This is a genomic window from Luteolibacter sp., assembly GCF_039920825.1.
In the GTDB taxonomy this organism is placed as follows: domain Bacteria; phylum Verrucomicrobiota; class Verrucomicrobiia; order Verrucomicrobiales; family Akkermansiaceae; genus Luteolibacter.
In genome coordinates this window covers 22,484-37,099 of the sequence record NZ_JBDSCX010000048.1, presented here as the reverse complement: position 1 = coordinate 37,099, position 14,616 = coordinate 22,484, and the positions used below count along the sequence as shown (strand labels likewise).

Genomic DNA, 14,616 nt, shown 5'->3' with positions numbered 1-14,616 from the left:
GAGAGCGGTCCGGAGTTCACGGTTTACCGTGCTCTTGAAGAGGCAATCTAAAGATTGAACTCCGGACAGCGAAACGAGGCTCATCACCGGGAACAGGTTTCGGCAATCTATTCTGGCAAACGGTCTAAGACGATTTTTAATCGCGGATTTCGCCGGAAATCAGGATTTTAGAAATGAAGTCCAAGGCATCATAATCCCATCCTCGTCCTCCGCGAAATTCACGGTTCAAATTCTTTCAAACTCCTTCGAGCGCTTCGTCGATGACTTCGAGCATGAAATCCGAGTCGGCCTGATGGATGCACATCGGCGGCTTGATGCGAAGCGTGTTGCCAAACAGCCCGCCCTTGCCGATGAGCAGCCCGAGGTCCTTGCATTTTTCGAAAGCCGCGGCGCATTCGGCTGAGGCGGGTTCCTTGGTGGCGCGATCTTTGACGAGTTCCACTCCTAACATCAGGCCCTTGCCACGCACTTCGCCGATGATGGAATGCTTTTCCGCGAGCTTGTGGAAGCCGGCGGTTAGGTAAGCACCGATCTCAAGCGAGTTCTTCTGAAGACCTTCCTTCTCGATCACGCGCAGCACGGCGCGGCCCTGCGCCATCGAAACCGGATTTCCGCCGAAGGTGTTGAAATGGATGCGGCTGGCAAGGACCTGCGCGATCTCCGGAGTGGTAATCACGGCTGCTAGAGGACAACCATTGCCGATGCCCTTCGCCATCGTCACGATGTCGGGCATGGCTCCCTGCGTTTCGAATCCCCAGAAATGGGTGCCGGTCCGTCCGAAGCCCGCCTGCACTTCATCGGCGATGCATAGTCCGCCGAACGAGCGGGCCTGGGCGTAGGCTTCCTTGAGATAGCCATCGGGGAAAACGACGGTGCCGCCGACACCTTGGATGGATTCGGCGATGAACGCCGCGATTTTTCCCGAAGTGGCGTAGCGGACGGTTTCACCGATGTCGGCCGCGTATTTTTTCCCGGCATCCGGATCGTCCATGCCGAACGGACCACGATAGCTGTCCGGCATCATCGCGTGATGGACGCCGTGGGAATGCGGAACATTGTATTTCCAAGTATGATGCGATGTTAGGGCCATCGCGCTCGGACTGCCGCCGTGATAGGCATTGCGCAGGGCGACGACATCGTAGTTCTGCGTGTAGGCGCGGGCCATCAGGATGGCGAGGTCGTTGGCCTCGGAGCCCGAGTTCACGAAATAACAGACCTTGAGGTTGCCCGGCATCTTCGCGGCAAGCTCCTTCGCGTAAAGCGCGATTCCGGGATTCAGATAGATCGTGGTGGTGTGGTTGATCGTCTCGTTCTGGAGCGTCGCAGCCGCCAACACTTCCGGGTGACAATGACCGACGCTGACGGTGACGATGCCGCCGAAACCATCGAGGTAACGACGGCCGGTTTCATCGAAAAGGTATTGGGCCTTCCCTTCGACAATCGCGATCGCCTTCTTGTAATAGTGGAAAATCGCCGGGTTCACGAACTGCTTGCGCAACGCGAGAATCTCCTCGGGTGAGGGACCCGTGTAGGGCATCGGGGTGTAGTCGAACGGAGGAAGCTGGGGCATTGGGGTGGTGAGTTAGAGTTTGATCGCCGTGGGCGAAAGTTTGCGGAAAACGAGATACAACACGAAGGCGATGACGAATCCGACGAACCAAGCCTGCTGATAGATGGCGGTGAAGGTCGGGTGGGTATTGGCGACGACGCCAATCTGGACCAGGAAGCCGGGAAGGCACGGCAGGGCCGCCAGGAGGAGAGCTGCGATGCCCGCATAACTGAAGCCGGAGTGATAGCGGTAAATGCCCTCTGATCGATAGAGATCTTCCGTGTTCAGCTTGCAGCGACGGATGACGAAGTAATCGGCAATCATGATCCCCGCAATGGGGCCCAACAGTGCGCTGTACCCGACGAGCCAGGTGAATATATAGCCGCTGGGAAGCGCGAGAAGTTTCCATGGCATCATCAACACGCCGATGATGCCGGTGATGAAGCCACCGGTGCGGAAGGAAATTTTCTTCGGCGCGACGTTGGCGAAATCGTTCGCAGGGCTTACCACGTTGGCGGCGATGTTGGTGGCCAGGGTGGCGACGCAGATCGCAAGCATCGACACGACGAGGACCACTGGATTCGTGAACCGGGTGAGCACCTGCACCGGATCCCAAAGAGGTTTTTCAATATCCTTGAAGATCACCAATGTCGCGGAAGTCACCGCCACTCCGATGAACGAATAGAGCGCCATCGTCGCGGGCAGGCCGATCGCCTGACCGAGCATCTGGTCCTTTTGGGAACGGGCGTAACGGGAAAAGTCCGGAATGTTCAGCGAAAGCGTGGCCCAGAAACCGACCATTCCCGTTAGAGATGGAATGAAGACCGAAAGGAACTTTCCCTCCTGCGGTTGACCCGGATCGAAGGCGGAGGGGGCGGCAAGCATCGGGCCGAAGCCGCCCGCCTTGTTATAAGCCCACCAGAGCAAAAGCAGACCAAGGGCGACGAGCAGCGGTGCCTTGATAGAGAGCAGCAGGCGGATCGTGTGGATTCCACGGTAAATGACCCACATGTTGATCGACCAGAAGAAGAGGAAGCACGCGAGCTGGCTGCCGGTGATGCCGAGGAATGGGATTTCGGTTCCTTTCGCCAGGGACGGCATGAAGACGGTGAGGATCTTGTGAATGGCATCGCCACCGATCCAAGTCTGGATGCCGAACCAGCCACAGGCGACGAGCGCGCGCAAAAGCGCCGGCAAGTTCGCTCCGAGCGTGCCGAAGGACGCGCGGCAATAGACGGGGAAGGGGATGCCGTATTTGGTCCCGGCGTGGGCATTCAGCATCATCGGGATCAGCACGATGACATTTCCCAAAAATACCGTTAGGACTGCCTGCCACCAGTTCATGCCTGCGGTGATCAGCGAGGATGCGAGCATGTAGGTGGGAATGCACGCGGCCATGGAAGTCCACAGCGCGGCGTAGCTCCACATCGACCATGTGCGCTTATCCGACGGGACGGGAGCGAGATCCTCGTTGATGAGATTCTGGTCGGCGGTGCGTGGCGAGTGCATGTCAGGACTTGGGCTCGCGGTGCAGGAAATTTCCCCAACCGGTTTCGCCGGTCCATTGGCCATCGCGCACCATGATCTTTCCGCGCAGAGTGACGAGTTCCGCGCGGCCTTGGATTTCGCGACCTTCGAAGGCGGAGTAGTCGGTGGCCATCGAGTGGATGGCAGCGGAAATTTTCCCGCTCCATTGCGGATCCCAAATGACGATGTCCGCATCGCTGCCGACTGCGATGACGCCCTTGCGCGGATAAAGTCCGAAGATTTTCGCTGCCTGTGTGCTGGCGCAGCGGACCAGCGTCTGGAGGTCGATCTTTCCGCCGCGGACACCTTCGGAGTAGAGGAGTTTTACCCGCTCCTCGACACTCGGGATGCCGTTAGGGATGAGCGTGAAGTTTCCGGCCTTGCCGCTGGGCTGCCCGTTGGCGTCCACACATTTCGCGGTATCGGGGTGGCCCATGTGTTTCTGCGGGGAGAAATCGAAGGGCGCGTGGTCGGTGCCCACGGTGTCGACAGTGCCGTCGGCGATGCATTTCCAGAGGAAGTCGCCATGCTCTTTCGCACGGATCGGCGGGCTCATGACGTATTTGGCCCCCTCGAAATCCGGCAGCTCGGCGTAGCTGCTGTCGAGCGTGAGATAGGGAGCGACAGTTTCGATCCATGCCTTCACCCCGCGTTTCCGGGCATCGACGATGGCTTCCACCGCGGGGATACAACTGGTGTGAACGACGTAAACCTCGGCTCCTGTTAGCTCGGCGAAGGTCATCAGGTGGTGGCAGCCTTCCGCCTCGACCGTGATCGGGCGTGAAGGCTCATGCCACTCGGGGCCGGTCTTGCCCTCGGCGACGAGCTTCTTCTGCGTTTCCGAAACGAGGTCCGCGTTTTCGCAATGGGCGGTGACGACGACACCCAGCTCCTTGGCCAGCGAGAGAGTCTGATAGAGTTCCGTATCCTCGATGCCGAACGCGCCTTTGTAAGCGAGGAAGACCTTGAATGAAGTGATGCCTTCCTCGGCAACGATGGCTTTGAGCGCGTCGGCGGTTCCATCATCAAAGCGGGTAACACCCATGTGAAACGTGTAGTCGCAAGAGGAAATCCCGGCTGCCTTGCTCTTCCACAGCCGGATCGCCTCGCGCGGATCATCGCTGCGGGACGGGCAGCACATTTCGATGAGAGTCGTCGTGCCGCCCATCAGTGCGGCCTTGCTGCCGGTCACGTAGTCGTCCTTCGAGAACGTGCCCATGAACGGCAGATAGATGTGCACGTGCGGATCGATGAATCCGGGAAAGACCAATTTTCCAGTGGCATCGATGATTTCGGAATCCGCCGGAGCCGATAGATCGGGACCGATTTCAGTGATCAATCCGTCACGACAAAGAATGTCTGCGGTGAACTGCGCGTCCGCGTTGACGATGGTGGCGTTTTTGATGAGCAAACTCATAACCTGTTATTTCGCCCAGATTTCGCCATCGCCAAAACCGAACCAGCGGGTGGTGGTGGTTTTCCGCTGGGTGTAAAATTCGACGCCTTCCTTGCCTTGGATGTGCAGGTCGCCGAAGAACGAATCGTTCCAACCGCTGAACGGAAAATACGCGAGGGGCGCGGGAACACCGACGTTGATACCGACCATGCCTGCACTCACGTTGCGGCGGAATTCGCGGGCGGCCTTGCCGGAGTTGGTGAAAATCGCGGCACCGTTGCCAAATGCCTGACGGTTTGCAGCGGCGATGGCGGCGTCGAGGGTTTTCGCCCGCATGACTGCTAGAACAGGACCGAAGACTTCGGTCTCCATCAATGGATTGGTTTCTTCCACATGGTCGATCAAGGTCGGTCCGAGGAAAAATCCTTCCGGGGCGTCATCCACCTTGGTCGCGCGTCCGTCTGCCAGAATTTTGGCTCCACCACGTTCGCCCGCATCAATCAGGCCGGAGACCCGGGTCTTGTGCTCGGCGGAAATCACGGCCCCCATGTCCGGTTGTGAAGATCTAACATCGGTCGGGCCGACTTTCATGGCCTTCACCAGATCGGCAAGAGCAGGCAGAAGTTTATCCCCCGCATCACCGACGGCGACAGCGGTGGAACCCGCCATGCAGCGTTCTCCAGCGCAGCCGAATGCTCCGTCCTTCACCGCTTCCACCGTGCGGTCCACATCGGCGTCGGGCATTAGGATGATGAAATTCTTTGCACCACCGGCAGCCTGCACGCGCTTGCCATTAAGCGTTCCCTTGCGATGGATTTCGCGAGCAACTGGAGTCGAGCCGACAAAGCTGATCGCCTTGACGTCAGGATGTTCAAGGATAGCATCCACGCACTCGCGGCCACCGTGGACGATGTTCATCACGCCGGGAGGTAGTCCGGCTTTTTCCAACAGAGCCACGACTCGCTGCATGGTGAGGGGGACTTTTTCGCTCGGTTTCAGGACGAAGGTGTTGCCGCAGGCGATGGCGATGGGCCACATCCACATTGGGACCAGCGCGGGGAAATTGAACGGGCAGATCCCCGCAACGACACCGAGCGGATGGCGGTCGGTGTGGCAATCAATGCCGCGGGCGATGTTTTCAAGGCTCTCACCCATCAGCAGGGTGGGGATGCCGCAGGCGTATTCCACCACTTCGATGCCGCGCCGAAGATCTCCGCGGGCTTCTGATAGGGTTTTTCCATGCTCGGTCGCGATGCCGAGGCAAAGCTCCTCGAAAGTGTCTTCTAACAAAATCTTGACCCGGAACAAGACCTGCGCCCGTTCGTTCGGCGGTGTGTCACGCCAGGCGGGGAAAGCGGCCTTGGCAGATGCGACGACCATATCCACCTCCACCGGGCCGCACATGGGGACACTGGCGATGACGGTTCCTCGCGACGGATTGAAAACGGAACTTCCGGATTTCCCGGTGGGGGTGATCCATTTTCCTCCGGCGTAGAGCGGGCAAATTTGGTTTTCGGAGGCACTCATGGATTTGATGAAACGGGGATTGGCACGATAGGAGCTATATCAGCGCATTCCGTGCCACTCCGGCAAGTCCTTAACCCGAAATAAGTCGCACGTGGAGTCGGGATCTCCCGCGAGGTTTTGAGTTTACGCTCCCAATGAATTGGGGATGATTGCTCAATCATGAGAACCATCCTAACCATGGCGCTGTTGGCGATGTTTCCACTCAGTGCCGCCGAGCCGCCGCCCCGAGTACCGCCCGGCAAGACTACCACCGTTGCGAACGTTGGCGGCCAGGTTCGCCGTCCGGGGCCGGTGGTGTGGAGGAAGAACCTGACGATCTTCGCCGCCATCCAGGATGCGGGGGGAGTCACCCAATTCGGATCCATGCGGCGGGTGAAAGTTCTGAGAAATGGAACAGCAACGGCTTATAACCTCAATGACGACAAAGCGAAAATGATCCTGGTTCAGCCTGACGACACCATCGAGGTACCTCAGAAAAACCTGCTCGGCCGCTGATCCGCCATTAAGACATCATGATCATTTTCTGCCCTGCTCTTGCCGCCACGATTGATTTTCCCGGTTATTTCCTCAAGGGAATCAACCCGGACATCCTTGTCCGGCTTGCTTTGGCCGGAGTGGCGGGAAGCTTGCTTGGGATCGAGCGCGAGCGGCACGGCCGTGCGGCTGGATTGCGGACGACCTTGCTCGTCTGCTTGTCCGCCTGCATCGCGATGATCATATCGGACGGATTCTACCTTCAGAGCTTTGTAAACCAAAACGGTCCCGTGGGTTGGCATCCCGATCCGGCGAGACTCGCCGCCGGGGTTCTATCAGGCATGGGATTTCTCGGTGCCGGGGTGATCGTCCGCCAAAGCAGCCACCTGATCCGGGGTGTGACGACGGCGGCGACACTGTGGTTTGTGACCATCATCGGACTGGCGTTTGGGGCCGGAGCCATCGGCATCGGACTGTTGGCGACGGCTGTCTCGATGTTGATCCTGATGGTGATTCCTCACGTGGAATCGATGATCAAAAACGACTGGTACTCGGACATCGGTGTTTCGTTTGCAACCTCGGAGTGTTCGGTGGACAAGATCGTGGAAGTACTCATGCCGTTAGGCGTGAAGGTGAAGGGCATCGACATCGAGGAAGACCTGGAGGTGGGCCGCTGCCATGCGACGTTCCACCTGCGCTACAAACGCCGGGGAACGGTGGTTTTCTCGGACACCATCACTGGAGTGATCCGAGTGTTGCCCGGAGTCAGGAGGATTTCGTTTCAGAGTTGAAACGGCGGCAGTGAAGGAGCTGGAAGCTCCTTGCACGGTCTGGAGCAGGGATGCTCCAGCCACTTTGGCTCAGCGTGACAGTTCGTTCGATTGCTTCACGAAATCATCGCCATCCCATTCCGCGTCGTTCTTGACCATGCTCGCACGTTCCTTGGCGGCGGCTTCCTCGGCCTTGCGGGAGGTCTGCATGCGGACGAGTTCGGCGTGGGTGGTGAAATAGGGGAGGCTGAGGCCCTTGAAATCGCTGATGGTGTCGAAACCTTTTCCCTCCATGAATTCAAGCAGACCTTCGCAGAGATCCTTGGCCATGCCATAGCCGAATTTCATGACGCCGGTGCAGACCTGCACCGTATCGCTGCCTAGCAAAATAAACTGCGCAGCATCGGCTCCCGTTTCCACACCGCCGAGTCCTGATAGAGTGCGGCCGGGGAAATCTTTTTTGATGAGCTGGGCGATCTCCATGACCATGCGCAGTGCGATCGGTTTCACCGCCTTCGAAGAGTAGCCTCCAGGAGTGGTGTAACCTTCGACGGTGGGCTCGGGCCTGAGGGTTTCGAGGTTCACTCCCATGACGCTGCGGATCGTGTTGATGGCGCTGACACCGTGGCAGCCGGCACGCAGGGCGGCGGCGGTCGGTTCCTCGATGTGAGTGATGTTGGGCGTCATTTTCGCCCAGACCGGGATTTTTGAAACGCCCATGACCCAGCCGCAGACTTCCTCAAGGATGGCGGGGTCCTGACCCATGGCTGCACCCATTTTGCGTTCGGGCAAACCGTGGGGGCAGGAGAAATTCAGCTCGAATGCATCCACTCCCGCGTCCTGGCAGCGCTCGATGATTTCGCACCAAGCGTCCTTGTTGTATTCCTCCATCACTGAGGCGATGAGGATGCCGTCGGGGCATTCGTCCTTGGCTTCCTTGAATTCGTCGAGCCAGATTTCGAACTTCCGGTCGCTGATGAGTTCGATGTTTTCCCAGCCGATGACTTCCTTGCCGTCGCCCGCCATGAGCTTGGCGTAGCGTGGACCGACGTTGACGACTTTCGAACAGTCGAGGCTAACAGTTTTCGCGATGACGCCGCCCCAGCCTTCCTTGAAGGCGCGCTTGATGACCTTGACGTTGGTACCCGGAGGTCCGGAGCCGATCACGAAGGGGTTTTTGAACTTCAGGCCGTCAACGGTGGTTTCAAGGGTGCTCATGGTTTTCCAGAATTAGAATCGAAAGATCCTACGTTAGCTGGATTCATGCCGAAAGCCAAAAATCAATGACTTCCGGAGCCGCTTGCAGCCGACTTACTGAAGGGGTGATCCGCCGTCCTGGAGATCTTCTTCCAACGCTTTCGGGAGCTTGTCCACTTCTTCGAGAAGGTTGACAATTTCCACGCCACGGACGGCGGAGGCGTCGTGATGGAAGCGTAGGACGGGAGTGGACTTGAGCACCACCCGCTTCATGACCTTGGACTGGATGGCCCCGTGGTCCTTGTTCAGCTTCACAATCACCGAATTCGCCTCGCCGCCTAACACGCCGATCCAGACTTTGCCTTCCTTGAGGTCCTGGGTGACCTCGACGTCGCTGACGGTGACAAGGCGGTTGTGCCATTCATAATCTTTCTGAATGACGCTGCCGATTTCACGGCGGAGGAGTTCGTTGACTCGATCGAGACGGCGGGACATGGGAGATGTTGATGGTTGAGAGTTGATGGTTGATTGAAAGGGAAGAGTGAGGTGCCGGGGAGTCGCTCCTTCCTGCTATCAACTCTCAACTTCCAACCATCAACTTCTTAGAGCGTTTGCGCGTATTTCTCGAGTTTGTAGCACTCGATGATGTCGCCTTCCTCGTATTCGTTGAATTCGCCGAGGCGGATACCGCATTCGAAGTTGGTGCGGACTTCCTCGACTTCATCCTTGAAGCGGCGGAGCGTGGACATGCGGCCGTCGAAGACCGGGATGCCACCGCGGATGACGCGGGCGTGGGCCTTGCGATGGATGCGGCCGTCCATGACGAACGATCCGGCGACACGGCCACGGTTGAGTTTGAAGATCTGGCGGACTTCCGCGTGGCCGATGACGGTCTCGCGGGTAAGTGGCTCCAGCAGGCCGAGCATCGCTTCACGCACCTGATCGATGAGTTCGTAAACGATCGAGTAGAGTTTCACTTCCACTCCCGCAGCCTTGGCGGATTTCACGGCCTTGGCTTCCACCTTGACGTTGAAACCAAGAATGATCGCGTCGGTCGAGGCTGCGTAGGAAATATCAGACTCGGTGATGGGGCCCGCCGCAGCGGTGATGAAGGAGGACTCAACTTTATCGGAAGTGATGGCGAGCACCGCTTTCTTGATGGCCTCTACGGAACCCTGCACGTCGCACTTGAGGATGAGCTTGAGCTGGGCTTTGCCGCCGCCGTCGCGAACCATCGAATAGAGGTCCTCCATCCGGTTGCGGTGCTGGGGCTTGAGACGGGTGAGGCGTTGGGCTTCCTGACGTTCGCTGGCGAGGGCTTTCGCCTCGCGCTCGGTTTTCATCTCGGTGAGATGGTCGCCGACGTTGGGAAGTTCCTCGAAACCGATGACTTCGACCGGCATCCCGGGATGGGCGGTCTTCACTGCCACACCGCGGTCGTTGATGAGTGATCTAACTTTTCCTGCGTAGGGACCGCAGATGAAAGGCGTGCCGACCTTGAGGGTGCCGGACTCGACGATGACCGTCGCGGTCGTGCCGCGGCCGGGAACGACTCGGGCTTCGATGACGGCGGCGCGTGCGGTGGCCTTCGGATTGGCCTTGAGTTCGAGAACTTCGGCTTGAAGGGCGATGAGCTCCAGCAGGTTGCCCATGTTCTTGCCGGTTAGGGCGGAAACTTCGGCGAACTCGGTATCACCACCGAAGTCGGTGGTTTGCAGACCGTTCTCGGCGAGTTGGGATTTCACCCGATCGACGTTAGAGGACGGAAGGTCGCACTTGTTGATGGCGACGATGATGGTTTTCTTCGCCTTCTTGGCGTGTTTGATCGCCTCAAGGGTCTGCGGCATGATGCCGTCGTTCGCAGCGACTACGATGATGACGATGTCAGTGATGTCAGCGCCGCGGGCGCGCATGTCGGAGAAAATGGCGTGGCCCGGAGTGTCGAGGAAAGTGATTTCCTGGTCGTTGTGAATGACCTGATAGGCGCCGATGTGCTGCGTGATGCCGCCGGCCTCACCGGAGACGACCTTGGACTTGCGGAAGAAGTCGAGGATCGAGGTCTTGCCGTGGTCAACGTGACCCATGATGGTAACGATCGGCGGACGGTCCTTGAGAAGATCCTCGGGTTCCTCCACCGGTGCTTCCGGCTCTTTGATGACTTCCTCAACCTTGTGGAATCCCTTGTCCTTGTCGCGTTTTTCGCGTTCGAAGACGAAGCCGTGGATTTCACAGACTTTCGCGGCGATGTCCGGCTCCAACGGTTGGTTAGGAGCAGGGAAGACGCCGATCTTGATCAGGTCCGCCATGATGTTGAACGGCTTCAACCCGAGACGGGCGGCCAGATCAGGAATCAGGATCGGGGGCTTGATGACGATCAGTTTCGGATCGTCCGAAACCTCGTCATCGGCAGGAACCTCAGCGACCGCTTGCGGACTAACAACTGCTGCCGGCACAGGAGCGGCGGCGATTTCCGCCGCTTTCACGGTTTCATCTTCTTGGTCGAGAATCTTGGAAATGGTGCCGATCACCGCTTTGCCGGTGCGTGCGGTCTTGCGGACTTTCGGTTTCTTTTCGTCGGTGAAAAGATCGAGCGCGTTGGCCTTCTTTTCATCCAAGGCGCTTGGGGCCGGCGGAATGACTTCAGCCTCCTTGCGCTGGCGCTCGCGGCGCGAAGGTTTCTTGGTCGTATCGAGTAGATCGAGAACCTTGGTTTTTTTTGGAGAGCTGTCGCTATTTTCGGGCATCCGGCTTGTCTGCAGAGTTCGTGGAAGTGATGTAGTGGAAATAAAAAGGTGGGGAAATTAGTCGTTGGAAGTGGCGGCCGCGGTGCCGCTGACGATGCCTTGGGCACGAACGAGGATCGCCTCGGCGGCTTCCTCGGTGATCTCCAATGCGGCGGCAATGTAGTCGGCTGGCATGTCGATGACCATCTCGGGATTGAAACCACCGGCGAGGGTAAGCTTGCTGGCGAGTTCGTCGGTGATGCCGAGTTGTTCGCCGAGAGTGTGGGCGGCACCGCCGATCTTTTCCTTGAATTGTTCTTCCTTGGATTCGTCGCGGCGGACCTGGACGTCCCAGCCCATCAGGCGTGAGGAAAGGCGGGCGTTTTGGCCCTTGCGGCCGATGGCCTTGCTGAGATCGATTTCGTCAACAGTCACGTGGACCGTCTTGTTTTCCTCATCGACGGTGATTGAGCGGAGTTCGGCGGGCTTGAGCGCCTCACGGACAAATTCTTTCGGATCCTCGCTCCAGCGGATGATATCGACCTTCTCGTTGTTGAGTTCGCGGACGATGTTTTTGACGCGGGCACCGCGCATGCCGACGCAGGCACCGACGGGATCAACCTTCGGATCGCTGCTCCAGACGGCGACTTTCGTGCGGAATCCGGCTTCACGGGCGATGCCGCGGATTTCCACGGTGCGGTCGGAAATTTCGTTCACTTCGGCTTCGAACAAGCGACGGACGAAGTTCGGGTGGCTGCGGGAAAGAATGATTTCCGGTCCACGGCCTTCATTTTCAACAGCGAGAACATAAGCGCGGATGCGGTCGCCGATGTTGTAGTCTTCGCCCTGCACGCGTTCGCGGTTCGGCATGATGCCTTCGAATTTCCCGAGGTCGATCATCACGTCGTTGCGCTCGAAGCGGCGGACGGTTCCGGAAACCACGTCGCCAGCGCGATCCTTGAACTCCTCGTAAATCATTTCCTTCTCCGCCTGGCGGAGGCGCTGCATCATCGTCTGCTTCGCGGTCTGCACGGCGATGCGGCCGAAATCCTTCGGCGTGACGTTGAACTCAAGAGGATCACCGACCTGGACTTCGGCGTTTTTCTTAACGGCGGTGGAGAGGGGAACTTCGTTGAATTTATCGGAATATTCCTCGTCCGCGACGACCGTGAGAGACGCATAAATCTTTGTTTCGCCCTTTTTCGTATCTACTGAAGCACGCAACGTTTCGATCGCGTCGGCACCAGGAACCATCTTGCGATAAGCGGAAATAAAGGCGAACTCGAGCGCGGCAACGACCTTCTCGCGGTCGATTCCTTTTTCTTTTTCGTAATACTCGATGAGGGCGACGATATCGTTGGTCATGGCGGGCGGTGGCTGCAGTGCTGCTGATGTCTGGAGACGCAAAAGAGTGGGTGCGAGACCCACTCCTTTCTTTCGTCAGAAGCTGTGCGGGCAGCTTTTAGGGCGGCGGGATTTCACTTGCAAGCCGAAACTCGGTCGTGGCAGGGCGCGCGGAAATGCCGTCTCACCTCGAAATCCGCATGGGATTCCAAAATTTGCGACTGAGGAAACCCGATTTCAAATTCCGCCAAACGCGTGTCGCCGTCGTAATTTTCGAAAACATGGCTCACCAGCAAATCGTCCAATTCCGGAAGAAACGCCGCGTAGATTTCCGACCCGCCGATGATGAATACCTGTCCATCGAGATCCGGCAATTTCCCGAGCTCGTCCGGCCGGTGAATCACCTCGACTCCCTCCGCCGACCAATTTTCGTCGCGGGTCAACACGATGTTCCGGCGTTTCGGCAGCGGGCGCCCGATCGATTCGTAGGTTTTGCGCCCCATCACGATCGGGTGGCCGGACGTCGTCCGTTTGAAAAACGCGAGGTCCTCCGGCAAATGCCACGGCAGGCTTCCTGCTTTTCCAATCACCCGGTCCGGCGTCATGGCGACCACCGCTGTCAAATGCAGTCCCATGATTCAAATGGCCACCGGAGCCTTGATGTGCGGATGCGGGTCGTAATTTTCCAAACGGATGTCGTCGATGGTGAAGGCGTCGATATCCTTCACTAACGGATTCAGCCACAGGGTCGGCAGCGCGCGCGGCTCGCGGCCGAGCTGGAGCTCCGTTTGCTCCAGATGATTCGAGTAAAGATGAACGTCTCCGAAGGTGTGGACGAAATCCCGGGCCTCGTAGCCGCAGACGTGGGCGACCATTTTTGTCAGCAGCGCGTAGGAGGCGATGTTGAAAGGCACGCCGAGGAACAAATCCGCACTCCGCTGATAGAGTTGGCACGAAAGTCCGGGTCTTCCGCTGTCGGGAGCATCGTGGACGTAAAATTGAAACAGCAAATGGCAGGGAGGCAGCGCCATCTGATGGATCTGGCCCACATTCCAGGCGGAGACGATGTGCCGCCGCGAATGCGGATCACCTAACAGCCCATCGATCAGCAGGTGGATCTGGTCGATCGTGCGTCCTTCCGGTGTCGGCCAGGAGCGCCATTGCTTGCCATAAACCGGGCCAAGCTCGCCTTCGGCATCCTCCCATTCGTCCCAGATCGTCACTCCGTTTTCCTTCAGATAACGCGTGTTCGTTTCCCCACGGAGAAACCAAAGAAGTTCGTGAATGATCGAGCGCAGATGCAGCTTTTTCGTCGTCATGCAGGGGAAGCCCTTGCGCAGGTCGTAGCGCGTTTGGCGGCCGAAAACCGAGATCGTCCCGGTGCCAGTGCGGTCGGCGCGCTTCTCGCCGTTTTCCATGACATCCCGCATCAAATCCAGATAAGCCTTCACCCCTTGATCAAGCCATCGGGCGCATCCTTCAGCAAGTCATATTGCCTCGATTTTCATTTCGCCTGAGTCCTTGACGCGCCGTTTTTGATCAGGCAGTGTCGTAGAACTTCAAAAGGAGAAAACTCATGGAAATTCACGGAACTGTATACGATATCCTACACAACAAGGGCGGTGAAATCCTGACCACCGGCCTCGACGGATCGGTCTATGACGCCATTCGCCTGATGGGCGAGAGAAACATCGGCGCGCTTGTTGCGATGGACCAGAACGAGGTGGTCGGCGTCCTTTCGGAACGCGACTACAGCCGCAAGGTGGTGCTGCAAGGGCGCACTTCCCGCGACACCAAGGTGGGTGAAATCATTTCACGTCCGGCGATCACTGTCCGCAGCAAGGATGGCATCGAGAAATGCATGCAACTCATGACCGGCAACCGGATCCGCCACCTGCCTGTCGTCGATGACGGACGACTCGTCGGACTTATCTCGATGGGTGACCTCGTCAGCTGGGTGATGCAATCCCAACGCCACACCATCGAGCAACTGCAAGGCTACATCTCCGGGGATTATCCCGGTTGAGCGATGTTAGAATAAAGTGTCCCGGCTGTCTCAGCCGGGAGCTTGGAGAACCGGCTGAGACAGCCGGGACACTTTCCAATAGG

Annotated in this window: 13 protein-coding genes; 3 read left to right on the top strand and 10 right to left on the bottom strand. The window is 58.2% G+C overall.

From position 1 onward, the window contains the following. Positions 1–235: 235 nt before the first annotated feature. From ABIQ96_RS15720 to ABIQ96_RS15705, 4 genes are read right to left on the bottom strand one after another with little or no spacing between them, the layout of a single operon-like run. Positions 236–1,570, bottom strand: coding sequence for an aminotransferase class III-fold pyridoxal phosphate-dependent enzyme (locus tag ABIQ96_RS15720; RefSeq protein ID WP_348215567.1), 1,335 nt, complete (start codon positions 1,568–1,570; stop codon positions 236–238). Positions 1,571–1,582: 12 nt separating this feature from the next. Continuing rightward, the gene (locus ABIQ96_RS15715; protein ID WP_348215566.1) at positions 1,583–3,058 is read right to left on the bottom strand and encodes an NCS1 family nucleobase:cation symporter-1; all 1,476 of its coding nucleotides are present in this window, start codon (positions 3,056–3,058) and stop codon (positions 1,583–1,585) included. A 1-nt stretch (position 3,059) separates the two neighbouring features. Then, positions 3,060–4,493 (bottom strand): dihydropyrimidinase, encoded by a 1,434-nt coding sequence (gene hydA, locus ABIQ96_RS15710; RefSeq protein WP_348215565.1) that lies wholly within the window; start codon positions 4,491–4,493, stop codon positions 3,060–3,062. Positions 4,494–4,499: 6 nt separating this feature from the next. Then, positions 4,500–5,999: a CoA-acylating methylmalonate-semialdehyde dehydrogenase gene (locus ABIQ96_RS15705; protein ID WP_348215564.1), complete on the bottom strand. Its 1,500-nt coding sequence runs from the start codon at positions 5,997–5,999 to the stop codon at positions 4,500–4,502. Between the two features lie 159 nt (positions 6,000–6,158). Here ABIQ96_RS15705 and ABIQ96_RS15700 point away from each other — a divergent pair, with 159 nt between their 5' ends. Both ABIQ96_RS15700 and ABIQ96_RS15695 read left to right on the top strand, forming a co-directional pair. Next, positions 6,159–6,494: an SLBB domain-containing protein gene (locus tag ABIQ96_RS15700; RefSeq protein WP_348215563.1), complete on the top strand. Its 336-nt coding sequence runs from the start codon at positions 6,159–6,161 to the stop codon at positions 6,492–6,494. A 17-nt stretch (positions 6,495–6,511) separates the two neighbouring features. Then, a complete protein-coding gene (locus ABIQ96_RS15695; RefSeq protein ID WP_348215562.1) occupies positions 6,512–7,264 on the top strand; it encodes an MgtC/SapB family protein in 753 nt (250 codons plus the stop codon). 69 nt (positions 7,265–7,333) lie between these two features. On the opposite strand, the gene preA is transcribed toward ABIQ96_RS15695, so the two are convergent. The 6 genes from preA to ABIQ96_RS15665 all read right to left on the bottom strand — a co-directional run bounded on the left by preA (position 7,334) and on the right by ABIQ96_RS15665 (position 13,958). Further along, positions 7,334–8,461: an NAD-dependent dihydropyrimidine dehydrogenase subunit PreA gene (preA, locus tag ABIQ96_RS15690; protein ID WP_348215561.1), complete on the bottom strand. Its 1,128-nt coding sequence runs from the start codon at positions 8,459–8,461 to the stop codon at positions 7,334–7,336. Positions 8,462–8,554: 93 nt separating this feature from the next. After that, positions 8,555–8,935 (bottom strand): 30S ribosome-binding factor RbfA, encoded by a 381-nt coding sequence (gene rbfA, locus ABIQ96_RS15685; protein ID WP_348215560.1) that lies wholly within the window; start codon positions 8,933–8,935, stop codon positions 8,555–8,557. Between the two features lie 107 nt (positions 8,936–9,042). Beyond that, complete coding sequence (gene infB / locus ABIQ96_RS15680) at positions 9,043–11,184, bottom strand: translation initiation factor IF-2 (protein WP_348215559.1); 2,142 nt, start codon at positions 11,182–11,184, stop codon at positions 9,043–9,045. A gap of 57 nt (positions 11,185–11,241) precedes the next feature. After that, positions 11,242–12,528 (bottom strand): transcription termination factor NusA, encoded by a 1,287-nt coding sequence (gene nusA / locus ABIQ96_RS15675; protein ID WP_348215558.1) that lies wholly within the window; start codon positions 12,526–12,528, stop codon positions 11,242–11,244. A 113-nt stretch (positions 12,529–12,641) separates the two neighbouring features. Further along, positions 12,642–13,142, bottom strand: coding sequence for a dihydrofolate reductase (locus ABIQ96_RS15670; protein ID WP_348215557.1), 501 nt, complete (start codon positions 13,140–13,142; stop codon positions 12,642–12,644). A 3-nt stretch (positions 13,143–13,145) separates the two neighbouring features. Then, positions 13,146–13,958 carry a thymidylate synthase gene (locus tag ABIQ96_RS15665; RefSeq protein WP_348215556.1) on the bottom strand — a complete coding sequence of 271 codons (813 nt, stop codon included), beginning with the start codon at positions 13,956–13,958 and terminating at the stop codon, positions 13,146–13,148. Between the two features lie 125 nt (positions 13,959–14,083). On the opposite strand from ABIQ96_RS15665, the gene ABIQ96_RS15660 reads away from it, so the two are divergent. Beyond that, complete coding sequence (locus tag ABIQ96_RS15660) at positions 14,084–14,533, top strand: CBS domain-containing protein (RefSeq protein ID WP_348215555.1); 450 nt, start codon at positions 14,084–14,086, stop codon at positions 14,531–14,533. Positions 14,534–14,616: the final 83 nt, after the last annotated feature.